25 protein-coding genes are annotated in these 24868 nt (G+C 39.0%); 9 read left to right on the plus strand and 16 right to left on the minus strand.

All coding sequences use genetic code 11. The features are described from left to right. Nucleotides 1–361 precede the first annotated feature (361 nt). The gene (gene gltB / locus B5D82_RS07250; RefSeq protein WP_081150320.1) at nt 362–4969 is read left to right on the plus strand and encodes a glutamate synthase large subunit; all 4608 of its coding nucleotides are present in this window, start codon (nt 362–364) and stop codon (nt 4967–4969) included. Nucleotides 4970–4989: 20 nt separating this feature from the next. Next, nucleotides 4990–6480: a glutamate synthase subunit beta gene (locus tag B5D82_RS07255; protein WP_081150322.1), complete on the plus strand. Its 1491-nt coding sequence runs from the start codon at nt 4990–4992 to the stop codon at nt 6478–6480. Between the two features lie 254 nt (nt 6481–6734). On the opposite strand, the gene B5D82_RS07260 is transcribed toward B5D82_RS07255, so the two are convergent. From B5D82_RS07260 to B5D82_RS07275, 4 genes are all read right to left on the minus strand, one after another. Continuing rightward, nucleotides 6735–7148 (minus strand): hypothetical protein, encoded by a 414-nt coding sequence (locus tag B5D82_RS07260; RefSeq protein ID WP_081150324.1) that lies wholly within the window; start codon nt 7146–7148, stop codon nt 6735–6737. 108 nt (nt 7149–7256) lie between these two features. Continuing rightward, nucleotides 7257–8234, minus strand: coding sequence for a DUF4382 domain-containing protein (locus tag B5D82_RS07265; protein ID WP_081150326.1), 978 nt, complete (start codon nt 8232–8234; stop codon nt 7257–7259). A 349-nt stretch (nt 8235–8583) separates the two neighbouring features. Beyond that, on the minus strand, nt 8584–9444 hold the full coding sequence (ubiA, locus tag B5D82_RS07270) for a 4-hydroxybenzoate octaprenyltransferase (RefSeq protein WP_081150328.1): 861 nt from the start codon (nt 9442–9444) through the stop codon (nt 8584–8586). 12 nt (nt 9445–9456) lie between these two features. Further along, nucleotides 9457–10023, minus strand: a complete 567-nt coding sequence (locus tag B5D82_RS07275) for a chorismate--pyruvate lyase family protein (protein ID WP_094122775.1) — start codon at nt 10021–10023, stop codon at nt 9457–9459. Nucleotides 10024–10405: 382 nt separating this feature from the next. Between B5D82_RS07275 and B5D82_RS07280 the strand changes: the two genes are divergently transcribed. Then, entirely contained in the window at nt 10406–10786 is a 381-nt protein-coding gene (locus B5D82_RS07280; protein WP_081150330.1) for a flagellar basal body-associated protein FliL, read from the plus strand. Between the two features lie 75 nt (nt 10787–10861). Here the strand turns inward: B5D82_RS07280 and glpG are convergent, their stop codons facing one another. The 4 genes from glpG to B5D82_RS07300 are packed head-to-tail and all read right to left on the minus strand — an operon-like array spanning nt 10862 to nt 14299. Beyond that, on the minus strand, nt 10862–11722 hold the full coding sequence (glpG, locus tag B5D82_RS07285) for a rhomboid family intramembrane serine protease GlpG (RefSeq protein WP_081150332.1): 861 nt from the start codon (nt 11720–11722) through the stop codon (nt 10862–10864). Beyond that, nucleotides 11722–12054: a thiosulfate sulfurtransferase GlpE gene (gene glpE / locus B5D82_RS07290; RefSeq protein ID WP_081150334.1), complete on the minus strand. Its 333-nt coding sequence runs from the start codon at nt 12052–12054 to the stop codon at nt 11722–11724. The genes glpG and glpE overlap by 1 nt, the downstream gene beginning before the upstream one ends. After that, entirely contained in the window at nt 12054–13082 is a 1029-nt protein-coding gene (tdh, locus tag B5D82_RS07295) for an L-threonine 3-dehydrogenase (protein WP_081150336.1), read from the minus strand. The genes glpE and tdh overlap by 1 nt, the downstream gene beginning before the upstream one ends. Nucleotides 13083–13084: 2 nt before the next feature. After that, nucleotides 13085–14299 (minus strand): glycine C-acetyltransferase, encoded by a 1215-nt coding sequence (locus B5D82_RS07300; RefSeq protein ID WP_081150338.1) that lies wholly within the window; start codon nt 14297–14299, stop codon nt 13085–13087. Between the two features lie 175 nt (nt 14300–14474). Here B5D82_RS07300 and B5D82_RS07305 point away from each other — a divergent pair, with 175 nt between their 5' ends. Beyond that, complete coding sequence (locus B5D82_RS07305; protein ID WP_081150340.1) at nt 14475–14903, plus strand: Lrp/AsnC family transcriptional regulator; 429 nt, start codon at nt 14475–14477, stop codon at nt 14901–14903. On the opposite strand, the gene B5D82_RS07310 is transcribed toward B5D82_RS07305, so the two are convergent. Beyond that, entirely contained in the window at nt 14900–15721 is an 822-nt protein-coding gene (locus B5D82_RS07310) for a serine aminopeptidase domain-containing protein (protein WP_081150342.1), read from the minus strand. The genes B5D82_RS07305 and B5D82_RS07310 overlap by 4 nt on opposite strands. Before the next feature lie 175 nt (nt 15722–15896). Here B5D82_RS07310 and waaA point away from each other — a divergent pair, with 175 nt between their 5' ends. Continuing rightward, nucleotides 15897–17195 (plus strand): lipid IV(A) 3-deoxy-D-manno-octulosonic acid transferase, encoded by a 1299-nt coding sequence (gene waaA / locus B5D82_RS07315; RefSeq protein ID WP_081150344.1) that lies wholly within the window; start codon nt 15897–15899, stop codon nt 17193–17195. Between the two features lie 19 nt (nt 17196–17214). On the opposite strand, the gene B5D82_RS07320 is transcribed toward waaA, so the two are convergent. The 3 genes from B5D82_RS07320 to B5D82_RS07330 form a co-directional block, all read right to left on the minus strand. Continuing rightward, nucleotides 17215–17817, minus strand: a complete 603-nt coding sequence (locus tag B5D82_RS07320) for a PepSY domain-containing protein (protein ID WP_081150347.1) — start codon at nt 17815–17817, stop codon at nt 17215–17217. A 98-nt stretch (nt 17818–17915) separates the two neighbouring features. Further along, nucleotides 17916–18359, minus strand: coding sequence for an NUDIX domain-containing protein (locus tag B5D82_RS07325; protein ID WP_081150350.1), 444 nt, complete (start codon nt 18357–18359; stop codon nt 17916–17918). A gap of 19 nt (nt 18360–18378) precedes the next feature. After that, complete coding sequence (locus tag B5D82_RS07330; RefSeq protein ID WP_081150353.1) at nt 18379–19467, minus strand: glycosyltransferase family 9 protein; 1089 nt, start codon at nt 19465–19467, stop codon at nt 18379–18381. Nucleotides 19468–19515: 48 nt separating this feature from the next. Between B5D82_RS07330 and B5D82_RS07335 the strand changes: the two genes are divergently transcribed. Beyond that, nucleotides 19516–20271, plus strand: coding sequence for a 3-deoxy-D-manno-octulosonic acid kinase (locus B5D82_RS07335; protein ID WP_245807581.1), 756 nt, complete (start codon nt 19516–19518; stop codon nt 20269–20271). 41 nt (nt 20272–20312) lie between these two features. Here the strand turns inward: B5D82_RS07335 and B5D82_RS07340 are convergent, their stop codons facing one another. Then, a complete protein-coding gene (locus B5D82_RS07340) occupies nt 20313–20969 on the minus strand; it encodes a TetR/AcrR family transcriptional regulator (protein ID WP_081150356.1) in 657 nt (218 codons plus the stop codon). 171 nt (nt 20970–21140) lie between these two features. On the opposite strand from B5D82_RS07340, the gene B5D82_RS07345 reads away from it, so the two are divergent. Both B5D82_RS07345 and coaD read left to right on the plus strand, forming a co-directional pair. Continuing rightward, complete coding sequence (locus B5D82_RS07345; RefSeq protein ID WP_081150358.1) at nt 21141–21533, plus strand: nuclear transport factor 2 family protein; 393 nt, start codon at nt 21141–21143, stop codon at nt 21531–21533. A 75-nt stretch (nt 21534–21608) separates the two neighbouring features. After that, nucleotides 21609–22097 (plus strand): pantetheine-phosphate adenylyltransferase, encoded by a 489-nt coding sequence (gene coaD / locus B5D82_RS07350; RefSeq protein WP_081150362.1) that lies wholly within the window; start codon nt 21609–21611, stop codon nt 22095–22097. A gap of 81 nt (nt 22098–22178) precedes the next feature. Here the strand turns inward: coaD and B5D82_RS07355 are convergent, their stop codons facing one another. Next, nucleotides 22179–22385: a cold-shock protein gene (locus tag B5D82_RS07355; protein WP_081150364.1), complete on the minus strand. Its 207-nt coding sequence runs from the start codon at nt 22383–22385 to the stop codon at nt 22179–22181. Nucleotides 22386–22493: 108 nt separating this feature from the next. Beyond that, nucleotides 22494–22817 (minus strand): hypothetical protein, encoded by a 324-nt coding sequence (locus B5D82_RS07360; RefSeq protein WP_081150367.1) that lies wholly within the window; start codon nt 22815–22817, stop codon nt 22494–22496. Nucleotides 22818–23237: 420 nt separating this feature from the next. On the opposite strand from B5D82_RS07360, the gene B5D82_RS07365 reads away from it, so the two are divergent. Then, the gene (locus B5D82_RS07365; RefSeq protein WP_081150369.1) at nt 23238–23804 is read left to right on the plus strand and encodes a class I SAM-dependent methyltransferase; all 567 of its coding nucleotides are present in this window, start codon (nt 23238–23240) and stop codon (nt 23802–23804) included. A 155-nt stretch (nt 23805–23959) separates the two neighbouring features. Here the strand turns inward: B5D82_RS07365 and mutM are convergent, their stop codons facing one another. Continuing rightward, on the minus strand, nt 23960–24868 hold the full coding sequence (gene mutM / locus B5D82_RS07370) for a bifunctional DNA-formamidopyrimidine glycosylase/DNA-(apurinic or apyrimidinic site) lyase (RefSeq protein WP_081150371.1): 909 nt from the start codon (nt 24866–24868) through the stop codon (nt 23960–23962).

A 24868-nucleotide genomic window follows, 5' to 3' on the forward strand; every position in this document is an offset into this window, starting at 1 on the left:
ATGCTCAAGTACCTAAATACATAGCTATAATATAAGATATAAATAACTTATAGTGTCAATATAAAGGGTCTTTAATAATAATTCATTACTATTTATATTCAAATAATTAGCATATAAATTCACTTTATTGTTGACTCAGAGCCATTTTACAGATAATTTTCCCGACCGCTTTAAATAATGATTTTCATTAATGACATGTCGTCTTATAAAAACTCAGTAGAAGTTTGCGATAGAAGTTCAAGAAATTCAAAGTAATATTCTGAAGGATCAGTAGCGCACACTTTGAGCATTAAAAATATATGACTGAATTAGCTAGCAGTATTTAGCTAATAGAAATGGTTTGATGAAATAGGAATAAGCAATGAATGATATGAGCAAAAAATCCCAAGGTCTTTATCGCGCCGAGTTTGAACATGACAGTTGTGGCATTGGCTTTGTAGCCAACCTAAAGGGTAAAAAATCTCACGATATTATTGAAAATGCACTCACCATGTTGAGTTGTATGGAACATCGTGGTGGTACTGGGTTCGACGTAAAAAGTGGTGACGGTGCCGGCATTCTTATTCAAATACCTCACGCATTTTTAAGCCAAGAAACTGCAAGCTTAGGGTTTACCTTACCAGACGCAGGAAATTACGGCGTTGGAATGATTTTCTTCCCGCAAGAACAAGAACAAAGTGATGCTTGCCGAAATATATTAAATCAAAATATTACTGATCTGGGCTTAACCTTATTAGGTTACCGACATGTCCCTGGTGATAACTCTATGTTAGGTGCTGCTTCACTTGAAAGTGAACCAAACATTGAACAAGTATTTATTGCCAAGCCAGAAGCATTAACGGCTCAGGCATTTGAGCGCAAGTTGTTTGTGCTGCGTAAATACACATCGCATCAAATTAATGCCACTATCGCTAAAGAACGTGACGAATTTTATGTTACTTCAATGTCATCAACCAAAATTGTTTATAAAGGCCAATTTACCACCCAGCAAGTTCGTCAATATTACCTTGACCTTCAAGACGAACGAACTATTTCTGGCATGGCAATGTTCCACTCACGCTTTTCAACCAATACTTTTCCTGCTTGGCGTCGTGCGCAACCGTTTCGGTATATCGCCCATAATGGTGAAATAAACACTGTACGCGGTAACATTAACTGGATGAATGCTCGTGAAGCATTATTCAGTTCAGTAAATTTCAGCGATGCTGAATTGAAAATGTTAACGCCCATTTGTAATAACGACAATTCTGATTCTGCCAACCTTGATATGGCGATTGAGTTATTAGTCCTAAGTGGACGTTCGTTAGCCCAAGTTATGATGATGATGGTGCCAGAGGCTTGGCAAACACAAACCGATATGGACGCCACCAAACGTGCATTTTATGAGTATTATGCTTGTATTATGGAACCGTGGGATGGCCCGGCTTCATTATCGTTTACCGATGGAAATGTTATCGGCGCAACTCTAGATCGTAACGGTTTACGCCCTTCACGTTATTTATTAACTGACGACGGCACGCTCGTTATGGGCTCTGAGACCGGTACATTGTGTGTTGACCAATCAACAGTTGTTGAAAAAGGCCGTTTGCAGCCAGGTAAAATCTTTATTGCTGATTTAAAGCAAGGTCGTATCATTAGTGATGACGAAGTAAAACAGCAAGTTAGCTCGACACAGCCGTATGGCCAATGGCTCGCTAAAAACAAAATTGAATTAAACAAGTTACCTGTACCAAGAGCTTCTATTGCACAGCCGCCATTAACTGAGCTGCGTAAAATACAAAAAGCCTTTGGTTATACCAACGAAGACCTTAACTTAGTGCTAGCCGGTATGGTGGGCACGTCAAAAGAACCATTAGGCGCTATGGGCACTGATACGCCGTTAGCGGTACTATCGCATCGCCCTCAGCAATTATCACATTATTTTAAGCAGCTGTTTGCTCAAGTGACTAATCCACCTATTGATCCAATTCGTGAAGAGTTGGTGATGTCATTACGTGGTTATATCGGCAAGTCGCTTAACTTACTTGATGAAACTGCAGCGCATTGTCATAAGGTTGAAATTGAGCAACCGGTTCTAACCAATGAACAATTACGTAAGTTGCAGTATATTGACAATGACCATCTGCAATCTAAAACTATTAGCATTACTTTTAAAGCTAATGGCCAAGCAGGTGCACTTAAAAAAGCGCTTGATCGTGTTTGTTTATACGCAAAAAATGCTGTGGAAGATGGCTATGCCATCTTAATATTAAGTGATCGTGAAGTTGACAGCGACCATGTTGCTATTCCATCAGTATTAGCAACAGCGGCCATTCACCATTATTTGATTCGTGAAAAATTACGCTCTTACGCTGATATTATTCTTGAATCAGCAGATATTCGCGAAACCCATCACTTTGCTACTGTTATTGGCTATGGCGCAGCAGCGGTAAACCCATACCTAGCACTAGAAAGTATGTATGGTTTACGTGATGAAGGCGTACTAGATACTACGTTAACAAACGAACAAATCGCCGACAAGTACACCGCAGCTGTAGGCAGCGGTTTATTGAAAACCTTCTCTAAAATGGGTATTTCAACGTTACAGTCTTATTTAGGCGCACAAGTTTTTGAAGCCTTAGGTATTAACTCTGAAGTTGTCGACCAATATTTTACCGGTACCGTAAGTAGAATCGAAGGCTTAAGCCTAGATCAAATCGCTCAAGAAGCGCTTTTACGTCATCGTGAAGGTTTTCCAGAAGCAAGCCGTATCGCTATTGAAAACTTATTGCCGACCGGTGGTGAGTATTCGTGGCGTCATGATGGCGAACGTCATCTATTTAACCCAACGGTTATTCGTTTACTTCAGCATTCAACAGCAAGTAACGATACTAATCAGTTTAAGCAATACACAAAAACGGTTGATGAACAGAGCAAAGAAGCCTTTACCTTACGTGGCTTACTTGAACTGAGTAGCGATCGCCCTGCCATTGCATTGAGTGAAGTTGAACCGATTGAAAATATTTTCAAACGTTTTGCCTCAGGTGCCATGTCATTTGGCTCAATCTCTTGGGAAGCACACACGACTTTAGCCATTGCCATGAACCGTATTGGCGGTAAGAGCAACAGTGGTGAAGGCGGTGAAGACCCTATTCGTTATACGCCGTTAGAAAATGGCGATTCAATGAATTCGCGCATAAAGCAAGTTGCTTCGGGTCGTTTTGGCGTTACTAGCCATTACTTAACGAATGCTGACGAGCTACAAATTAAAATGGCACAAGGCGCAAAACCAGGCGAAGGTGGCCAATTACCAGGTGATAAAGTAGACGCTTGGATTGGTAAAACACGTGGTTCAACGCCAGGTGTAGGCTTAATTTCGCCACCACCACATCACGATATTTATTCTATTGAAGATTTATCACAGCTTATTTTTGATCTTAAAAATGCCAACCGTGATGCTCGTGTTAATGTTAAATTAGTGTCTGAAGCTGGTGTAGGTACTGTTGCATCAGGTGTGGCTAAAGCCTATGCAGATGTAGTACTTATCGCTGGTCACGATGGCGGCACAGGTGCTTCACCACTAAGTTCCATTAAACATACTGGCTTACCGTGGGAACTTGGTTTGGCTGAAACCCATCAAACCTTGGTACGTAATAAACTGCGTAGCCGCATTACCGTGCAAACTGATGGTCAACTTAAAACACCACGCGATTTAGCGATTGCAACGCTGCTAGGCGCAGAAGAATATGGCATGGCAACGACAGCACTTGTGGTTGAAGGTTGTATTATGATGCGTAAGTGTCATTTAAATACCTGTCCGGTTGGCATAGCGACGCAAGATAAAGGTTTACGTGATCGTTTTACCGGTCGTGCCGATATCTTAGTGAACTTCTTTACCATGATGGCTGAAGGTTTACGCGAAATTATGGCTGAACTTGGTTTTAGAAGCATTGAAGAAATGGTTGGCCAAACCCAGTGTCTTTCGCAACGTAAAGACGTTGAACATTGGAAATACCAAGGTGTCGACTTAACGCCGCTATTGCATAAAGCAGAATGCGATGAAAACGAAACACTGTATCAATCAATTAATCAGAAACATCTGATTGACGATATTATTGATCGCAAAATGATAATAGATGCTAAAGCCGCGCTTGATTCTCAACAAAGTGTTGCGCTTGAATATGACGTTATTAACACCGATAGAACCATTGGTGCAATGATCTCGAATGAAATCTCGAAAAAATATCACGAACATGGCTTACCAGAAAATACCATTAAGGTGAAATTTAACGGTTCTGCCGGTCAAAGTTTTGGCTGTTTCTCAGCTAAAGGTCTACATTTTGAACTTGAAGGTGATGCCAATGATTACTTTGGTAAAGGGCTTTCTGGTGCAAACCTTGTGGTATATCCAAGCAAGCAAGCTAAGTTCTCAGCCAGTGAAAACATTTTAATTGGTAATGTTGCCTTCTTTGGTGCGACTTCAGGAACAGCCTTTATACGTGGTATTGCTGGCGAACGCTTCTGTGTTCGTAACTCAGGTGCAACCGCAGTAGTTGAAGGTGTTGGCGATCACGGTTGTGAATACATGACCGGTGGTAAAGCCGTTATTTTAGGTACAACAGGTCGTAACTTTGCCGCAGGTATGTCTGGTGGTGTTGCGTATGTACTTGATAATAACAATGACTTTGCGCCTAAATGCAACATGGAAATGGTGGCATTAGAAACAGTGAATTCCGCTGCAGAAAGTCTTGAATTAAAAGCACTAATTAGCCAACATTTTGATGCTACAGGTTCAGATGTTGCCAGTGACTTACTGAAAGATTGGGACAATAGTGTTAAGCGCTTCGTTAAAGTCATGCCTATTGATTACAAACGCATGCAAGGTTACATGAATGACGTGCGCAGTAGCGGAAAATTTGAGTCAGAGTATGACATTGCCGTTGAAGCTTTCGATATCCATTTAAACAACATAGCTAGCGCTAAAGCTTAAGCTGCCAAGGAGAATATATTATGGGAAATCCAACTGGATTTATCAACGTAGGTCGTGCCTTGCCAACTGAACGCAACGCAGGTGAACGTTTAATTGACTGGCTTGAAGTCTATGAAGAAATACCACTAAAAGATGTAGAGAAACAAGCTTCTCGCTGTATGGACTGTGGTGTGCCATTTTGCCAATCAGCAAAATCAGAGTTTGCACCAGTAGTAGCTGGTTGCCCGGTGAACAACGTTATTCCTGAATGGAATGACTTAATTTACCGAGGACGTTGGAAAGACGCTATAGATTTATTACATAAAACCAATAACTTTCCGGAATTTACCGGTCGAGTATGTCCAGCGCCATGTGAAGGTGCTTGTGTATTAGGTATTAATGCTGACCCTGTCGCTATTAAGCTGCACGAAAAAGAAATTATTGACCATGCTTTTAAAGAAGGCTGGGTAGTAGCTCAACCACCTTCAGCACGTAGCGGTAAAAACGTTGCGGTTATTGGTTCGGGCCCTGCAGGCCTTGCTGCGGCAGCACAGCTGAATAAAGCTGGTCATATGGTTACTGTATATGAACGTGCTGACCGTATTGGTGGTTTGCTGATGTACGGCATTCCGAACATGAAGCTACAAAAAGAATTAGTGCAACGTCGCGTTGATATTTTAGCCCAAGAAGGCATTGTTTTTGTCACTAACACTGAAGTAGGTAAAGACATTAGTGTTGAGCAACTGGAAACTGATTTTGACTCGGTCGTGCTATGTATCGGTGCGACAGTACCTCGCGATTTACCGGTTGAAGGCCGTGAACTTAATGGTGTCCATTTTGCCATGGACTTCTTAAAAGCCAATACTAAAAGCTTGCTAGACAGTGAACACAAAGATGGTCAATACATTAATGCCCAAGGCAAAAATGTTGTCGTGATAGGTGGCGGAGATACCGGTACCGATTGTATTGGGACTTCATTGCGCCATCAGTGTAAAAGCGCAATACAGCTAGAGATCATGCCACGTCCACCAGAAAAGCGTGACGAGACCAGCAACCCTTGGCCAGAATGGCCAAAACGCTTGTTAGTAGACTATGGTCAAAAAGAAGCAATTGAAGTACAAGGTCAAGATCCACGTCAATACTTAGTCATGACTAAAAAAATTGAAAGTGACGACCAAGGTAATGTTAAAGCAGTGCATACTGTCGATATTACTTGGGAGCGCAACGACAAGGGACAAATGTTCCCACAAGAAGTTGCCGGTAGTGAAAAAGCTATTCCTGCTGATATTGTACTTATCGCTATGGGCTTTATGGGCCCTGAAGGTGGCTTAATTGAGCAATTCGGCCTAGAACAAGATAACCGTTCTAATATTGCAGCAGAATACGATAAGTTCGCTACCAGCAAGCCTAGTGTGTTTGCTGCGGGTGATGGTCGTCGTGGTCAAAGCTTAATTGTTTGGGCGATTGATGAAGGCCGTCGTTGTGCGCGCGAAGTAGACACGTATCTGATGGGTAGTAGTTACCTACCTTAAGCTTAAGAAATTTACGGCTAAAGCTGAAATAAAAAGCCCTGTCGTCTTTATTACGACAGGGATTTTTTATGGTCTATTGATTAAAAAGAGTAGTTTTAGCAAGTTGACTAATTGATCAAATTGGTAATATATGTTGTAAAGCGGGTGATGAATAAGTATAGGGCACATAACTTATAAGCTCCGATCATGATAATAACGTACCGTTGAGTGACCCTTAATTATTACATATTACCTTTAAAATTTTACTTCGTTGTTTAGAAAATTTGCCACCATTTTTTTCTTACTTCTTTTGCCTGCTCACTACTTTTATCTGTATCTACTTTCTCTTTGGCAGCTGATTTATCAGCATTATTTTTCAATGCTTCGGTTTCATTTTTGTTAACTTTCTGCTTTTTAATCGCTTTTTCTTTCTTGATTTTATCTTGCTTATTTTTATCTTTTTTAACTTTATCTTTTGTCTTATTCTTTGCTTTTTCTTTGTCTTTTTCGAAATCACCTGCCATTTTTTCGTGTTCGTTCTCTACACTTTCTTTCGCCTTCATTGACGCCTTATGCGCTTTTAGCTGTTCTTTTGTAGGTTTGCCTTTGCCAGCCCATTCAGGTTTTTCTGCAAATGCAACGTTAGCAGTGAGTAATGTAAAAATAATGAGTAAAGATAAAATTTTCATTTTTATGCCTTAAATGTAATCTGCTAATTTCACCTAGCAAAAATAGGGGGTATTAACGTGCAAGTGCTCTTGCAACCATGCAAGAGCACTGCGCTAAAAAAATATGATTTAAAAGCTAACTTGTACTATTGATCTATCACCTAAGACAGTAACATTCTGTGCATTAATAAAGCTCACTTCGTCGTCAACTTCTGGGTCATCAACTGTGTCACAGCTTAATGCGATGGTGTAGTCGCCCGCTTTTATAAAGCCAATGGCAAAATTATAACTGGTTTGCTCGCTATTAAAAGTTACTGCGGTACTAGCGTATGGTAAATTAGCGTTTACATCTCCGCCATTATCTTCAAGCGTTTCAAGTGACAAATCAGCACCTTCATACATGTAAACACTCGCTACACTTTCACTGGCATCAGAAAGTGGTGTACATTGATTATTAATTAACACTGTTTCGGCAACAGTGCCTTCAATATGACCCGACTCATTATTGTTAACTAATCTAACACCTCGAGGCTTAAGAAAATAACCCGCTTGCCCAACAGGGTTTGTCATGGCTTTATTGAGGTCAAATTCTAATGTGAAATCTACAGTGCCACCTAATGTTGCAGTAAATCCGTCTAATTTAAGCTCATTTGAAGGCACGCTAACGCTAATTTTATCACCCGTTTCTGCATCAATTCCGTAAGAACCATCACTCATGATTAATCGTAACTGGGAATAGTCACCAGCCTCAATGCTAATACCATCGACTAACGCAATTGAGTTACTACCTGTATATTGTATTAAATCAATACCTACTGTATTTGGGATAACATTATCACTGTCATCCAAACATAAATCATTGGTTGCAATTAAGCCGTCTTCATTGCCTACAGTAAAGACAGTGTCTGCACTGCCGCCTTTAAGCTCTATTTGGTTGAAACAAACTACGACCTGAGAAAGATCGTCAACAGGTGCATCACTGATCGCTAAAGAGAAGCTAGGCAAAGGGGTGATATCATTTGATGGGGCACTTGAACTACTACCACCGCAAGCAGAAAGTAGAACCGTTAAAAAAGTGCCGGTGACAATGTATTTTTTATTTAACATAATTTTTCCTAATGAATTTAAATTACCGTAACTGAATATTCAATCACCAATTCTTTAGAAAAATCATACAAATATGAAGGTTTATTTCATTATTGATAGACTTTTTCTAAGAAAAAATAACATGACTTCTGTCATATCACGATTGCTGTGGAGCAATTTATCAATTGAACTTAAAGTTCCATTTAAGCTAAATTTTAGGCAAGCATGCTTGCCAAGATAACTCATGCATAAAAACCGCGGGCAAGTTCCCACCAAGGCTAAATATAGCTATTGCCCTTTTAAAAATTTATACAAAATTAATGTGGCTATACTAAGTTGATTAATTAACTTGATATTAATATTAATGTGCTTAAAAATACTCAACAGTAACACCAACAAATACAATTAAACCAACATAATGATTATTTAAAAAGGCCTGAAAACAACGGTCACGATCACGTCCGGCAATTAAAATTTGTTGATAACAGAAAAAACCCGCGGCAATAACAAGCGACAACTGATAAGGCCAGCCAAAGGCTAGAATATCTCCAACGGTAAATAATAATGCTAAGGTCATTAACTGCAAAAATAAAATAATGCGTTTATCATTTTCGCCAAAGATAACCGCGGTTGACTTAACACCAATTCTTAAATCATCATCACGATCGACCATGGCATACATAGTATCGTATGCAACAGTCCATATAACGTTAGCAGCGAACAATAGCCATGCCACAACAGGTATCTGGCCTTGCTCTTGTGCAAAAGCCATGATCATCCCCCAACTAAACGCTGCACCCAAGAACACTTGAGGAAAGTGCGTAATTCGCTTCATAAACGGATAACTGGCCGCCAAGAAAACAGCAACAACAGAAAGCATGATGGTGTAATCACTTAAGGTTAATACTAAAGCAAAAGAAAGAAGAACAAAGGTAGCAAACAGTTGCAAAGCCTCACTCTCCGACAGCGCCCCAGTCACTAACGGGCGATTTTGAGTGCGCTTAACCTCACCATCAACTTTGCGGTCAGCATAATCATTAATAACACAGCCAGCACTGCGCATAAAAAACACACCTAGGCTAAAGATCACTAGCATATGCAACGACGGCCAACCATCTGAGGCAATCCACAATGCCCAATAAGTTGGCCATAGCAATAAATATGTCCCGATAGGCTTATCCATACGGGTAATTTGCTTAATGGCCGTTAGCTTTTTCGTAAACTCACTCAATGTAATGCCCTTTTATTTATGATATGCAACGGCGCCAGGTAAAAATACTTCTGCCACCATTAACGGTTTTTTATCAAGGACAAAAACCGAACGACGGCCCCAAAGGGGTTGTTGAGAAGTTTGTAATGCTAAATAGTGCGCAAGTTTAGCGACACTAGAGTCTTGGTCAAATGCGGCGACCTCAATTTTTTTACGCTGTAAATCAGGATGATTAAACAATACCTGCCCTAAAGACTGCGTACCCAAATGCGCTAATTGCTGTTGAGCGCCCGTCAACGAACTTAACGGCAATAAGCTTCGAGCATATACTTGTGCAATTTCGTCACAGTACAACAGTACTTCTCTCACTAAGACTTGTTCACCGGTGATAATGTCATTATTAGCTTCAGCAGCGCTACAAGCTTCAATTTTTTGTCCAAGTACTTCCACGCGAAAATGCCGACTATGAGACTTTAGACGTGCAGTTAATGAACTAGGATCGAGTAACCAATCGCGTAAGCTATTAGGCAGCATAACGCTTTCTGGCGGTTGCCAATTTGCGACCATTTGCACAGGGAATAGTAAATGTTCTGTTGTCATACCTGAAAACTATTTAACCTCAACTCGGGTAAATGAATGTTGTACATTCAAAAACAAATGAATTATTAATAATCTACGTTAAACTCTTTTTGATTGCCGCTGATAATTACGAAACATTAATAATCTTGTATAGAGCAACATCGTAACTATTTAACGAAAAGCGACGTATGATAGCGTTTAGCATGGCAAAAATACAGCTTACTCCCCGCTTTCAATACAGCGGCTTATACAAGGAATTATTATGCTAAGCGTATGAACCTGATAAAAAATAGCTAAATAAATCAGCGCATGATCAAAATTCGCGTTATCATTTAATAGCCATCAGGCTATTTAACTTTTTATCATAAATAGTTAACTTATTTTCTAATTTGAGTTTTAGTGTATGAAAACATCAATTATTTTAATACTAGTACTGCTAAGTTCAACATTTGCTAAAGCTGCAGATTACGCTTACTTTGGCTTCGAACCCTCTATTGTTACGAATTACGTCGCCGTTAAGAAAAAAATGGGCTATGTTCGTCTAACAGTAGAGTTGATGATCGAAGACGCGACAAATTACGAGATTGTTGAACATCATGCACCGCTGCTGCGAGATGCCATTATTAATATTATTGGTCAGCAACCTGAGTCAAAAATAAAATCAATAAATGGTCGCCATGAAATACAGCGTTTATGTGAAGATAAAGTAAAAGAATTACTAGAAAAAGAAACCGGCAAACCCTTAATTAAAAAACTTTTATTTACCCAGTGGTTAGATAATTAAGCCCTGCTTAGCCAACAGCAATTGAAATTTTAACTTCAATTGCTGTTAAACTAAAACACATTTACTATGATTAGTTTATGTGTTTTTTGCTTTTAAAAATTGAATATAAGCAAGTATACAACCACTAAGCAAGCCTAATAAATGTGCGGTGTTCGCCACATTAATCGGCATTAAACTGGTATAACCTAATAATAACCAAAACAGCATAAAACCGATTATCGGCTTCGACAATGACAGGCCTTTATCAGGCATTAACCAACCTACCCACCATACATAACCCACAAGTGCATATACCACACCCGACAAGCCACCAAAATTGGGTCCATCAACAAAAAACTGCCCAACATTAGAAACTAACGCAGATATAATCAATAAGTTAATTAAACTGAATTTTCCCGTGACTTGCTCTATCGAACCACCCAATTGCCACCACCACATGGTATTAAAAACAATATGTAACCATGAAAAGTGAAAAAAAGCGGGCCCTATTAATCGATGAGGTGCTTGTAAAACAGCATCGAAACTTAGTTGCGGATAGAATTGTAAATGATGAAATACTGTATTACCCCAACCTAAGCTACTAGCAATAAAAACCAGCCAACATAAAGTAAATACCACTAAGGTAACGATACCAGCATGAGAAAAGAATTGGTTTTTAAAACTGCTTAATAACGTGGGAGAATTCGAATTAACCGCAGTTACATCACCGTTTTGCCATGCAGCTTGCTGATATTTGGCATGAAAAGGCTCAGCGATGAATTGCTCAAACTCTTGTTGAGCAAAGTTATGCTTGTCGGGCTGGCAATAAATAACAAAACCCGAATCTTCATTTTTAACCTGCGCTTGAACCTGAATTGTTTGCAAATAATTGCAAAAAAGTAAGGCAATATTATGTTGCGTTACTTTCACCAATGGTCGCAGTTCTTCTTCCAACATCAGCGTTCAACAACATCCGGATGTTGTAGCTGCCAATCAGTAAAACCACCATCCAAAGAATACACTTCAGTAAAGTCTTGGCTGATCAGGAACTGCGCTGCTTGTTGACTTGAAATACCGTGATAACAACACACCACAACCGGTGCGTCAAAATCAGCGGCACGCAAAAATTCAGGCAAACTGTCATTGCTTAAATGTATAGCATTAGGAATATGCCCCGATTGAAACGAGGCTGGATCGCGAATATCAACCACCACATGTGTTTCATCAGTTAACACTTTATGCAGCTCACTGATTTGCATATGTTTAAAATTTTCTTCGCTATTGGCCATTATGTTTCCCAGTTTAAAATTACTTTACCTGATTGTCCTGAACGCATGATATCAAAACCTTGCTGAAAATCATCAATATTAAAGTGATGAGTGATAATTGGTGTTAAATCTAGGCCAGATTGAATCAAACTCGCCATTTTATACCAAGTTTCGAACATTTCTCGACCGTAAATACCTTTGATGGTTAAACCTTTAAAGATAATTTTGCTCCAATCAATCGCCATATCCTCGCCAGGAATACCTAACATGGCAATTTTACCACCATTATTCATGTTAGCCAGCATATCGGTAAATGCCATAGGTACGCCTGACATTTCCATGCCAACGTCAAAACCTTCGGTCATACCTAAATCAGCCATAACATCTGATAACTTTTCTTTTGTCACGTCAACCGCGCGCGTAGCGCCCATTTTTCGCGCCAAGTCTAAGCGGTATTCATTAACGTCGGTTACCACAACATGGCGAGCACCGACATGTTTTGCTACTGCTGCAGCCATAATACCGATTGGGCCAGCACCGGTGATCAAAACATCTTCACCGACTAAATCAAACGACAAAGCCGTATGAACTGCATTGCCAAACGGGTCAAAAATAGCGGCTAAATCATCTGATATTTCATCCGGTAATTTAAAAGCGTTAAAGGCTGGGATCACTAAGTATTCAGCAAAAGAGCCTGCACGATTAACACCAACACCCACAGTATTGCGACATAAATGCGTACGACCACCACGACAATTACGACAATGACCACAGGTAATATGCCCTTCACCAGAAACGCGATCGCCAAGGGCAAAACCTTTCACTTCTTGGCCAATACCGACGACTTCACCAGCATACTCATGACCAACAACCATAGGCACAGGAATAGTTTTCTGTGACCATTCATCCCAGTTGTAAATATGAATATCGGTGCCACAGATAGCGGTTTTCTTAATCTTAATTAACAAATCGTTATGGCCAATTTCTGGCTTTGGCGAATCGGTCATCCAAATGCCCGGTTCTGCTTTTAATTTTGCTAATGATTTCATATTTAGCCCTCAATCACTTTCATTTCTTTGCCAATGCGAATAAAAGCTTCAATGGCTTTATCTAATTCAGCTTTGGTATGTGCGGCAGATATTTGCGTGCGAATACGTGCTTGACCTTTAGGGACAACAGGGAAGGAGAAGCCAATGACATAAATGCCTTCGGCTAATAAACGATCCGCCATAGCACTGGCCACTTTTGCATCACCTAACATAACTGGAATAATCGCATGATCTGCGCCAGCACAGGTAAAACCAGCCGCTTCCATTTGCGTTCTAAAATATGCCGCGTTGTCTTTTAGTGTTTTACGTAATGCGCCGCCTTCGGCTAATAAGTCAATAACGGTGATTGAAGCATTAACAATCGCTGGCGCTAATGAATTAGAAAACAAGTATGGACGTGAACGTTGACGTAACCATTCAACCACTTCTTTTTTCGCCGCTGTGTAGCCACCTGAGGCTCCACCCATCGCTTTACCTAGTGTACCCGTGATAATGTCAACACGACCCATTACATCACAGTATTCATGGCTACCACGGCCTTGCTCACCGACAAAACCCACGGCATGTGAGTCGTCAACCATTACCATGGCATTGTATTTATCGGCTAAGTCACAAACCGCTTTCAAGTTAGCAATAACACCGTCCATTGAAAATACACCATCAGTGGCAATTAACTTAAAACGCGCACCGGCTTCATCCGCTTCAATCAAGCGTGCTTCAAGTTCTGCAGCGTCATTATTAGCATAACGGAAGCGTTTAGCTTTACATAAACGTACACCATCAATAATTGATGCATGATTAAGTGAGTCACTAATAATAGCGTCTTCTGGGCCTAATAAGGTTTCAAACAAACCAGCATTAGCGTCAAAACAAGAAGAATACAAAATAGTATCTTCCATGCCTAAAAAGGTACTTAGCTTTTGCTCTAAGGTTTTATGAATGTCTTGAGTACCACAAATAAAACGTACCGAGGCCATACCAAAACCGTGTTCATCTAACCCTTGTTTAGCGGCCGCGATTAATGACGGATGATTAGCCAAACCTAAATAGTTGTTGGCACAAAAATTTACTACATTTTCGCCGGTATTAACCGCTATTTGTGGTTGTTGCGCTGTGGTTATTACTCGTTCAGCTTTATATAAACCGTCTTCTTTTACTTGGTTTATTTGTGCAGTTAAATGAGTATAAAAATTATTTGTGTTGGCAGAATCGGTCACGGTAATTCCTTAAAAAGTTATTGTCTTTCAATAGTCGTATTATCAGCCTAGACGACTTCGTAAGAAAAGTGACATTACGTGATAAATCGTCATTTTTTATAGTCAAATTGACATATGGATATGTCAAAGTGTAATATGCTAGGCTATTTTTTGCTTTTTCTCCTAGGAGTACGCATTGTTAACCGAAAAAGATGAAGAGCTACTTTCCATATTGCGTCTAAATGCTCGTGCTAGTGTGTCTGACATGGCTAGAGCGACTGGCGTTTCAAGAACGGCAATACAAAATCGGCTGAATAAACTTGAAAATAATAATGTGATTGAAGCATACAGCGTAGTGTTAGGAAGTGAGTATACTAGCGGATTAATCTCTTCAAATGTGTCATTAAAAGTAAATCCTAATTTGCGAAAAACTATCTGTTTAGCCTTAAGAAAAGTGCACCAAATTAGTCATATTTATTCTATCAGTGGTGAGTACGACTTATTGGTAACAATACAAGCCGGCACGTTAGAAAAATTAAGTGAAGTGCTCAATATGGTGTGTTCACTTGAAGGGGTCGCGAGAACAAACTCATCGATTATTCTCGATACTATTTTCAAACGCTAATTAGCTTTCAAGGTACTTTGCAGCCAAGTCGCAATATTTTCATTCAGATAAGACTGATGTTTTAATAAATTATAACTTGAGCCGTTACCTTTAAATATTTGTAAAACAGAATGGCTATCGCCACTCCACTCGAATAACTCCTGGGCATTGAGCATGGCTTCGGTTAAATGTTTAGCACTGAGGAGATAAATTGGCATATCGGCTAAATGTTTAAATTGCTCTTTCTCGTCATAACTGAGTTCTGGCGCTAACATCACCAAACTTTTTACTGCAGTTTTTTCCGCTAAATAAATTGCTTGATTACTACTGCAACCACTCGTCACCATACTAATCGGTTGATTATTATTCATCGCTGTTTGTAAATACTGATAGGCCTTATAAACATCTTTTTGCCAATGCAGCATCAAAGCAGCTAATTGGCCTTGATAACTGACAATATCATCAGCTTGCTGTCGAATATTTTTATGCGAATAAACTTCACTTTCGCTGGCACCAAAACCGCGTAAATCGAGCGCTAAAACAAAAAAACCTTGTTGTGCTATGGTCGAGTATAAAGACTGAAAATCTTTGACCGAATTTTGGCAGTCATGCAACACCAATACACCACCCGCCATCGCTGAACCAGGAATTAGCTGAGCTGATAATTTAAATTTATCAGGCGCTATTAATTCTACCGTTTGTGCTAAATGATCCTCAGCCTTTACTAAAAGTGACTGAGCGACTACCTGCTGAGCAACGCTAAACGATAATAGAAAGAAAATAAATTTCAATACTGAATGTTTAACGCTTTTATATCCATTTTTTCTAAAAATGTTCATAAGTTAACCTAAAGTCCTTTGCACATCTGAACTGACTATTAGTGATATCACTCGCTAAGTAAAATAATTATTGAAACAAAACACTTAGCCTAGCTATTTTATAGCTTGCTTGATTTTTTTAAGCAAGATTTAGGTATACTATTAAGCATACCATATTGATATTTGAGCTCATTAAGTGCGTTTTACTCTCGCTTTAGTTTTATACCGATTATTATTTTTGCTGTTAACACCGCTACTTTTAGTCGTGTTACTACTACGTTCAACTAATCACCCAGCATATAGAAAACGCCTACTTGAACGTTTGGGTATACTTGAAAAAAATCTCGAACCCAATGGTATTGTAGTGCATGCGGCCAGTGTTGGTGAAATTATTGCTTTAAAACCTTTTATTTCGCAACTGCTTATCTATAATCCTGAAATGCCAGTCACCGTAACGACTTTTACGCCAACCGGCTCAGCACAAGTAAAAAAATTATTTGCAGATAAAGTGCAGCATTGTTATCTGCCACTAGACAATATCATTTCCACTACTATGTTTTTAAAGCGCTTAAAGCCTAAAGCTATGGTTTTTATGGAAACGGAATTATGGCCAAATTTAATCTCACAGTGCAAAAGTAACCAGATTAAACTGCTGTTAGTTAATGGCCGATTATCCGATAAATCAATGCGCAGTTATCAAAAACTCGCTTGGTTAATCACCCCTGCAATACAAAGCTTTGACAGAATATTGACCCAAAGCCAAGTTAACCAAGAGAATTATATAGCGATGGGGGCAACCCCTGAAATGTGCAAGTTATCGGGTAACTTAAAATTCGACGTTTCGTTAAATAATGATGTTGTCACAAAACAGCGTGAATTAAATAGCTTAATGACCGAAAAACGTAAAATTTGGCTAATCGCTAGTTCACACCCCGGCGATGAAGCACTAGTATTAAAAGCATTTGAACACGTAAAACAACAAGACAGTAAAGCTTTGTTGATTATTGTGCCACGACACCCTGAACGCTTTGAGCAAGTCGCCAAGCTCGCACAAGACGCTGGTAATCATGTACTAAAACGTAGCCAAAATCAGCTTGTTTCACTTAATACCCAGGTATGGATCATCGATACTTTAGGTGAACTACTCGCCGCCTGCTCTTTAGCTGATGTGGTCACTATGGGAGGAAGTTTTAGCGATATTGGTGGCCACAACCCTTTAGAGCCAGCATTATTTCAAAAACCCGTTATCGTCGGCCCAAATATGAGTAACTTTAAAGAGATTTTGGTACAACTAATGTCTGCACAGGGCATAGTACAACTTGTTGAAAATGAAGATATGCCTAAAGCCTTAGCGAACGAAGTACTACGTTTGTTTACTGATGAAACCAGTGCACAAATACTAGGAAGTAATAGCTATAAAGTTGTGCAAGCAAACCAAGGTGCTACCACGCAATCTTTAACCGCTCTGCAAAATTTACTGAAGTCACCATATTAAGGTTTATATTAAGCAACGCTCAAGAGCGCTGCTTAATATAGATTCTCACACCTAAAAACGTTAATGAGATCAATAACACTAAACCGAATATCCCTAGTATTTGGTTTAGTGCTTCGAAGGGAGTCCATTGCAAATAGTGCACTTGATAAAGTAAGTTAATTAACTGAGTATCTTGCCCTGTTTGGCTTAATCTAAGGCTATTCCAATGAAGTGTTACATCGACACCTGTACTTGTGCGCGCCGACAAACCATTGGTACTTACTATTTCGCCATAGCGCGCTTTATTAATAGCAAAGGCATCGTTTAATAGTGTTGTAAACTGTAATGTTGTTGGTTCGGGTTTAACAAGCATTGTTACGGGATCTACATGCTCGCTTTTATTATTAGTCTTCACTAAAAGATGCTGACCTAAAACTGTTTTAACTAACTTAATTTCTTGCCAGTTTTCCTCAGGTGTAATGGTCAGCGATTGACTCAATGGGTATTTTTTTACTGACAATTGCTCATAAGCCCCTTGATAACCAGGCTTAATAAAAAATACTAAGCCGGTAAGTGTCCACCCCAACATAGGTAGCACTAAAACAAGGCCAATGAGTTTGTGCAGTTTTCTACTTTTTTTCATTTTTATTTCTTATTGATGCTTATTTTTTAATGCTCTTTTAATTAAAAAATAAGCATCAATAAATTCAGTATGATGGAAAAACGTTAAGCCGAGAATAATCACGCTTTAATGCGTTCCTCAGCAATTTCCTTTATTAATACCGGTGTGGTGAAATTGGCTTGTTTATCTAAAGCTAAAGGAATTAACCAATGCAGGTTCGGAATAATATTAGCTGGCAATTCACTCAGCTTAATAATATGTACTTGTTCTTGCTCTATAGTTCTAGCACTAAAAGCGAGATCTGAAAATGCAAAATACATGTCAACATCATAAAAGTTGGGTCTATGTATTTTCGCATAACAGGTCCAATCTACTGTATTAGTTATCACGCCTGTTTCTTCAGTAAACTCTCTAACCATGGCATCGACTGATCGCTCGTTTGCTTCAATTTTACCACCAACGCCATTGAATAACCCATGCTGCCATTGCGGGTTAATCTTCTCGATTAGCACCACTTGGCTAGCGTCTTGTGAAAATAAAAAGCCTGTTACATATTTTTTCACACATATTCCTTGTGTTGACTTACCCTAACTCTGGATAGTTATCGTGAATAAGCCGTTCAATGGTTTTCCTTACATCAGCAATGCTGATTTGCATCATTAGGTCTTTCCCTTTAGCACGAGTGCCCCAAGGTAGTTGCTCAAAACTTTGTTTGTATTGCCGTTGTATCGATGAAGTGTAAGCACTCACAACATATTGGGCATATAAGTAAGGGCCTGTACGCTTTGGATTGCTGTGGGCATATAAGCCCACAACAGGTGTTTCAACCGTCACTGCCATATGTGCAGGACCGGTGTCAGGTGCAACCACTAAATGGGCTAATTTTAATACCGCCAATAACTGCTTTAGACTTGTTTTACCAACCAGATTTTGTATTTCGTTTTCGCTTTGATTAAGCTTACTCCGACTAATAATCGCCTCAGCAAGCAGCTTCTCCATGGTGGTTGGGCCACCACATACCACGACTTTAAAACCACGAGCGATTAAATATTCAGCCGTTTGAGAATAACCTTCAGCATGCCAATTACGCTCCGCTTTACTTGCAGCAGGACATAGCACCGCAATCGGTTTATTAGCTTCATTGGCGGCACTGAGTTTTTCACTGGCCCATAACTGGTCGCTATCCGCTAATGGCATTTTCCACAACGGCGGAGGAGCGTCTAGACCTAGTGCTTTTGCAAACCCCATAAAACCATCGAGCACATGCGGTTGTTTTTGCTTAGCTATTTTTTTATTGGTGAATAACCATTGCCCTTCTTTCGCACGCTGGGTGTCAAAGCCAATCTTTACTTTTGCTGAAATACATAAACTGGCAATACTAGCCCTTAATGCCACCTGCATATGCAGCAAAACATCAAACTTACGACCTTTAAGGTTTTGCCTTAAGTCTTGGTAACCTTTTAAACCTGCACGTTTATCAAAAATAACAAATTCAACACCATACAAGCCTTGTAATAAACTCGCTTCAATTTTACCTATCACCCAAGTAATTTTGGTGTCTGGCCACTGACGTTGAATATTTTGCACTACAGCAACGGCATGACATACGTCTCCGATAGCTGATAATCGCAATAAACATAAATTTTTCGGAGCAGATATTTGACCCAGCATAAAGGATTCACCACAATAGGAGCAGAAATATAATATAGGCCTATTATCTTGAACAAGCCCGCAATTGTAAAACCCTGTAATGAAAAAATTTTTCAACAAGGCAATGTTTATTGTCGTTATGACAGCGACGATGTTAGCGCTTTTGACCCTGAAATGCTTGATGGCAATTTTTGGCAAGCCAAAAATGCCATCGTTGGTAGTGCTCAAGGCAGAGGTACAACATGGTTTATTGCTACTGAAAACGCCGCCGGTATTATGCGAAATTGGGTATTGCGCCATTACTATCGAGGCGGTTTAATTGGCAAGGTTATTAACGACCAATACATCTACACCGGCATAGCAAAAACCCGGGCGGCACGCGAGTTTGATTTACTTAAAACAATGAGAGCATTAGACCTGCCCGCACCTAAACCCGTAGCTTTTCGTGTCATTAAACATGGCTTGTTTTATCGCGCCGATTTATTGTCATCACGCATCCAAAATGCCAGTGATCTGGTCGGTATACTCAGTAAACATAAAATTAACCAACTGCTTTGGCAAGAAATCGGCAAGGTAATTAAATCGTTTCATCAACAAGGTATTTACCATCATGACTTAAATGCACATAACATTTTAATTGATGATAGTGATAAAGTTTGGTTAATCGACTTTGACCAAGGTGAACAGCGAAATAATCAAATTAAATGGCCAGAAGAAAATATGGCTAGATTACTAAGATCATTTCGGAAAGAAAGTCATAAAATCAGCAATTTTCACTGGTGCGAAAAAAACTGGCAAGCGTTATTAAACGGTTACCAGTCTTAAATTTAATTAATTGCTGTTGCTACATGTTGTTGAACAGCAGCTTATGCCACATTTAAACTATCTTGGCAGCGTTGGCGATACATAGCACGAGCCTCTAAAAATTCACTTTTAGCGCCCTCGCTTATGTAAGGGTGAATGATGACTAATATTTTCAATACACCTTGATAGAATACCGCGTCGTTAATTTCATTATCATTATTTTGTGTTTGATAAAAACTTAACCAAAAAGTATTTACCAAACGCAGAATACTGACAATGTCTGGTAGGTCTTCATCAGAAAACTCCATCATTTTTGCCTCGCGTAGTGAAAGTAACAGCTCACTTACACGTTGGGCAATAAAGCTTTGTACTTCAACATATTTGTCGTGCAATAAGGGGTTTTTTGCGAGTAATACCGGTAAATTACTGTAGAAGAAGCGAAACTTCATCATCGCCTGAAATACCACATCCATATATAAAATAATGGCATCAAGGGGTTTTACGTCAGGGCTCACTTCCGGCATGGTTTCTATTAAAAGATTACGCGCATACTCCTCATATATTGAAAGTATGATGTCTTCTTTATTACGAAAGTGGTAGTACAGATTACCGGGGCTGATACCAAGATCAGCGGCAATGTGATTGGTGGTAACATTTCGCTCACCCTGTTCATTAAATAATACAATGCTGGCTTGAATTATTTTATCCCTAGTTTTCATGGATACTACTTCTTGTATTTGTTGACAGATATTTTTCTATCATACTATCAAAAATCATCAAACTTAAAGCATTTCGAGTAAATACTTTAAGTAAGTTTAATATTGACACCTGTTAGATTTAATTGCATCTTAACTTTACATGCATAAAAACCAATCAAAAAGGACTCGAAAATGCTTCATAATTGGCATGATTTGATAAAAAATAAAGCCGTTGATCAAGTTTCCACCCTGCTTGCTGATGACGTTACCCTATTTTCACCGGTGATTCATACGCCCATAAAAGGGAAGAAAGTGGTCAGCATGTACTTAACGGCGGCTTTTCATACTTTTTTAAATGGTACCTTTAAATACGATCGAGAATTTTCAGGCGATAACTCAGCGGTATTAGAGTTTTCACTAAGTGTGAATGGTATCGACATTAACGGTATTGATATGATCACATGGAATGAGCAGGGAAAAATTACTGAATTCAAAGTAATGATCCGCCCTTACAAAGCCTTAAATATGATTAATGACCAAATGACGGCCATGTTAGATAAACTAAAGCAGCAGAGTGTAAGTTAAATTATTTGATTACTTTGAATTTAGCCGCTTCAACAATTACAATAGATTTTTACTCATTTGAGGTCAGCTATATTTATGTCAGTTAAAGCGATTTACCCAGGTACCTTTGATCCAGTGACTAACGGTCATGCCGATTTGATAGAACGCGCAAGCCGTTTATTTAGTGAAGTTGTGGTTGGTATTGCCGCTAGCCCAAGTAAGCAGCCACACTTTGATCTAGCTCAACGAGTAGCTTTACTTGAAGCTGTAACAAAGCATTTATCGAACGTGACTATAGTAGGTTTTACTGGTTTATTGATAGATTTTGCCAAAGAACATCAGGCGAAGGTACTTATTCGTGGCTTACGTGCTGTTTCTGATTTTGATTATGAATTTCAATTGGCCAATATGAATCGACGTTTAGCGCCCGACTTAGAGTCAGTATTTTTAACACCCGCGGAAAAAAATTCTTTTATCTCTTCGACCTTAGTTAAAGAAGTAGCCTTACATAACGGCGACGTCGGCCAGTTTGTTCACCCTATTGTGAAACAAGCACTTGATAAAAGCATGCGTAAAACTAAATAAGAAGGGAAATTTAGGGTTTTCTATCGATAAGTATAAGTAAACGAATGCGTTATATGCACTCGTTTACTTATGGACTAGCGCTTAAACAGCAACTACTTTATTTGCACATGGACCTTTTTGTCCTTGGCCTACTTCAAACTCAACAGCTTGGCCATCAGCCAAAGTTGCGTATTCACCACCAGATTGGATCTCTGAATGATGAACAAATAAATCTTTGCTGCCATCTTCTGGAGTAATAAAACCGAAACCTTTGTCTGCATTAAACCACTTAACTATACCTTTGCTCATATTATTCTCTTTTATCTTCGGTGAAAAATATAATTCTGACTTGCTATCACCATTACAAATCAGAATTTGAATTTAGTTGGCTACTGTCGGCCAAGTGCATTTTACGGATTAACGCAACTTGCCATTCTTATTCTTCATATTAGCGACCTTTCGGGCTATAGCAAGTAACTCTGATGAAATATCATCGCTACCCGCTTTTATTAACTTGCTAACATCACCAGAAGAGAATAACGAACCACGCTCAGACTTTACGCCTAACGAACGCACAAAATCTTTTGTTTTACCGGTACTACCCGTTTCAATATATTTAAATATAACCTGTTCATTAAAGCTTTGAGGCTCAGTTTTTAGGGTAGTAATTTCATCGTTAATGGCTTTAATTTCTAATTCTAAATTAGCAACTAATTCGGCAATGCTTTCGTAAGGTTTCATCAAACTATTTAACTCTTATAGGATTATCTGATCTTATTTATTGCGCTCACTTTACCAGTGTCACAACTCAGTATAACCGTTATATGTAAAACATCATTGTACAGTGAATGAAAGTGAGTAAATAGCTTTAGAACACCGATACTTTGTTAAACGCTGTATATATTGTAAAAAACAGCTAGCCGTATCAGGTTTTATAGGTAATACAATTCAGTAGATTTATTTTTATTTACCTGAAAATACAATAATTTAACTACTTACGGGTGAACGGTTGTAAGTTAACTCCCTGTAGTAAAGTTAGAATATTTATTAACCTGTCGACTTTAGTAAAAATTGCAGTTAACGTGCTAAATATAAAGCCAACGCTGATCTGTTCCGTTAATTCATTCGTTTGGTATACACAATCGGTTTCGGAATTATGCCTTGATAATCTTTGATATTTTACTGTTAATGGCGGTAATGTTTATTGCTGGAACACTGATATACAGTAGCGTTAAGCTAGGAATTTCTCCTATGCCTAGCTCAAGAAAAGCCTATAAGGTTATGAGCGACTTAGTTGATAAAACCGGTACTGGCCCAATTATTGACTTAGGCAGTGGCTGGGGCAACTTCGTTATACCCATAGCCAAAAGCAATCGACAAAGACAAGTCATTGGTTATGAAATGTCTACACTGCCATGGCTTATCTCAACATTACTTAAGCAGATATTAGGGTTAAGTAATCTAACCTTGCACCGAGAAAATTTTTATCACGCAAGTCTGCCTGCTGCATCGGTGATAGTGTGTTATTTATACCCGCAAGCCATGATTAAAATTCAGGCTAAATTGCTTTTAGAGCAACCAAAAATTGACTTTCTTATCAGTAATAATTTTGCCTTACCAGCATTGCAGCCTGATGCTGTGATAATGCTTGATGACTTTTACAAGTCACCTGTTTACCTTTACAAAATAGCTGACCCTGGCACTATTCAATACAGCGCTAAGTATTAAGTCTATCCAGTATTTTCAGCTTACAAGACTAGCTATTAATGAAGTACTTTCGGTAATCTCAAATGCTAATATCGCGAATCAACTGATCATTTCTACTGGTTAAAACCGTTATTTTATTGTGTATAAAGTAGATATACTGATGAGTAAAGATGATCTTATTTATTTTTAACGACCTTGTTAACTAACGCTTTCTTTAAGACAGTTTTTGCTTTTTGTTTTACTGTTTTTTTGGCTGTTTTTTTCGGTATGACTTGTACTTGGCATTGTGGGCAAAATACTGAACTACGATTAGACTGACGAATTTCTTCAAGTACCGTTTGGCAGCCGTCACATTTCTCCCCTGCTCGCCCGTAAACAAAAAGCTTTTGGGCAAAATAGCCTGGCTTACCATCAGCTTGTGTAAAGTCTTTTAAGGTCGTGCCGCCTTGCTCAATGGCTGCTGCTAATACTTGTTTAATAATATCGGTTAACTCATTAAATTTTTCTTCGCTAATACTATTAACTAAGGTCGCAGGATGAATACTGGCGATAAATAATGCTTCGTTAGCATAAATATTACCTACGCCTACCACCACATGATTATCCATTAAAAAGGTTTTAACCGGTACTTTTCGATTGCCTGCCTTGGTAAATAGGTGCCCATAAGTAAAATCTTCAGTTAATGGCTCAGGCCCTAGTTTTGTTAATAATCCTTGCAGATCATGATGTTCAGGAAACCATAATACCGCACCAAAACGCCTTGGATCGTTCAACCTTAACATTTTGTCATTATCAAATAACATTTCAAAATGGTCATGCTTAGCCGCAGGTATCTGCTCCTCCAGAATACGCACTGAGCCCGACATACCTAAATGCAATAATAACGTACCGCTTGAAAACCTTAACAATAAATACTTTGAACGCCGCTCTATTTTTTCTAAAGTTTTACCGACCACACTATGCACTTCATCTGGGATAGGCCAGCGAAGTTTGGCATTACGTACGATAACATGGGTAACTTTCTGGCCAGCTATATGGGGTGTAATGCCTAATCGACAAACTTCGACCTCAGGTAATTCAGGCAT

Origin of the sequence: Cognaticolwellia beringensis (genome assembly GCF_002076895.1) — a bacterium.
Lineage (GTDB): Bacteria > Pseudomonadota > Gammaproteobacteria > Enterobacterales > Alteromonadaceae > Cognaticolwellia > Cognaticolwellia beringensis.

What these genes read in the sequence shown, in the direction of transcription:
- gltB (WP_081150320.1), top strand. Translation starts at nt 362, where the DNA reads ATGAATGATATGAGCAAAAAATCCCAAGGTCTTTATCGCGCCGAGTTT.
- B5D82_RS07255 (WP_081150322.1), top strand. Translation starts at nt 4,990, where the DNA reads ATGGGAAATCCAACTGGATTTATCAACGTAGGTCGTGCCTTGCCAACT.
- B5D82_RS07260 (WP_081150324.1), bottom strand. Translation starts at nt 7,148, where the DNA reads ATGAAAATTTTATCTTTACTCATTATTTTTACATTACTCACTGCTAAC.
- B5D82_RS07265 (WP_081150326.1), bottom strand. Translation starts at nt 8,234, where the DNA reads ATGTTAAATAAAAAATACATTGTCACCGGCACTTTTTTAACGGTTCTA.
- B5D82_RS07275 (WP_094122775.1), bottom strand. Translation starts at nt 10,023, where the DNA reads ATGACAACAGAACATTTACTATTCCCTGTGCAAATGGTCGCAAATTGG.
- B5D82_RS07280 (WP_081150330.1), top strand. Translation starts at nt 10,406, where the DNA reads ATGAAAACATCAATTATTTTAATACTAGTACTGCTAAGTTCAACATTT.
- glpG (WP_081150332.1), bottom strand. Translation starts at nt 11,722, where the DNA reads ATGTTGGAAGAAGAACTGCGACCATTGGTGAAAGTAACGCAACATAAT.
- glpE (WP_081150334.1), bottom strand. Translation starts at nt 12,054, where the DNA reads ATGGCCAATAGCGAAGAAAATTTTAAACATATGCAAATCAGTGAGCTG.
- tdh (WP_081150336.1), bottom strand. Translation starts at nt 13,082, where the DNA reads ATGAAATCATTAGCAAAATTAAAAGCAGAACCGGGCATTTGGATGACC.
- B5D82_RS07310 (WP_081150342.1), bottom strand. Translation starts at nt 15,721, where the DNA reads ATGAACATTTTTAGAAAAAATGGATATAAAAGCGTTAAACATTCAGTA.
- B5D82_RS07320 (WP_081150347.1), bottom strand. Translation starts at nt 17,817, where the DNA reads ATGAAAAAAAGTAGAAAACTGCACAAACTCATTGGCCTTGTTTTAGTG.
- B5D82_RS07330 (WP_081150353.1), bottom strand. Translation starts at nt 19,467, where the DNA reads ATGCTGGGTCAAATATCTGCTCCGAAAAATTTATGTTTATTGCGATTA.
- B5D82_RS07340 (WP_081150356.1), bottom strand. Translation starts at nt 20,969, where the DNA reads ATGAAAACTAGGGATAAAATAATTCAAGCCAGCATTGTATTATTTAAT.
- B5D82_RS07345 (WP_081150358.1), top strand. Translation starts at nt 21,141, where the DNA reads ATGCTTCATAATTGGCATGATTTGATAAAAAATAAAGCCGTTGATCAA.
- coaD (WP_081150362.1), top strand. Translation starts at nt 21,609, where the DNA reads ATGTCAGTTAAAGCGATTTACCCAGGTACCTTTGATCCAGTGACTAAC.
- B5D82_RS07355 (WP_081150364.1), bottom strand. Translation starts at nt 22,385, where the DNA reads ATGAGCAAAGGTATAGTTAAGTGGTTTAATGCAGACAAAGGTTTCGGT.
- B5D82_RS07360 (WP_081150367.1), bottom strand. Translation starts at nt 22,817, where the DNA reads ATGAAACCTTACGAAAGCATTGCCGAATTAGTTGCTAATTTAGAATTA.
- mutM (WP_081150371.1), bottom strand. Translation starts at nt 24,868, where the DNA reads ATGCCTGAATTACCTGAGGTCGAAGTTTGTCGATTAGGCATTACACCC.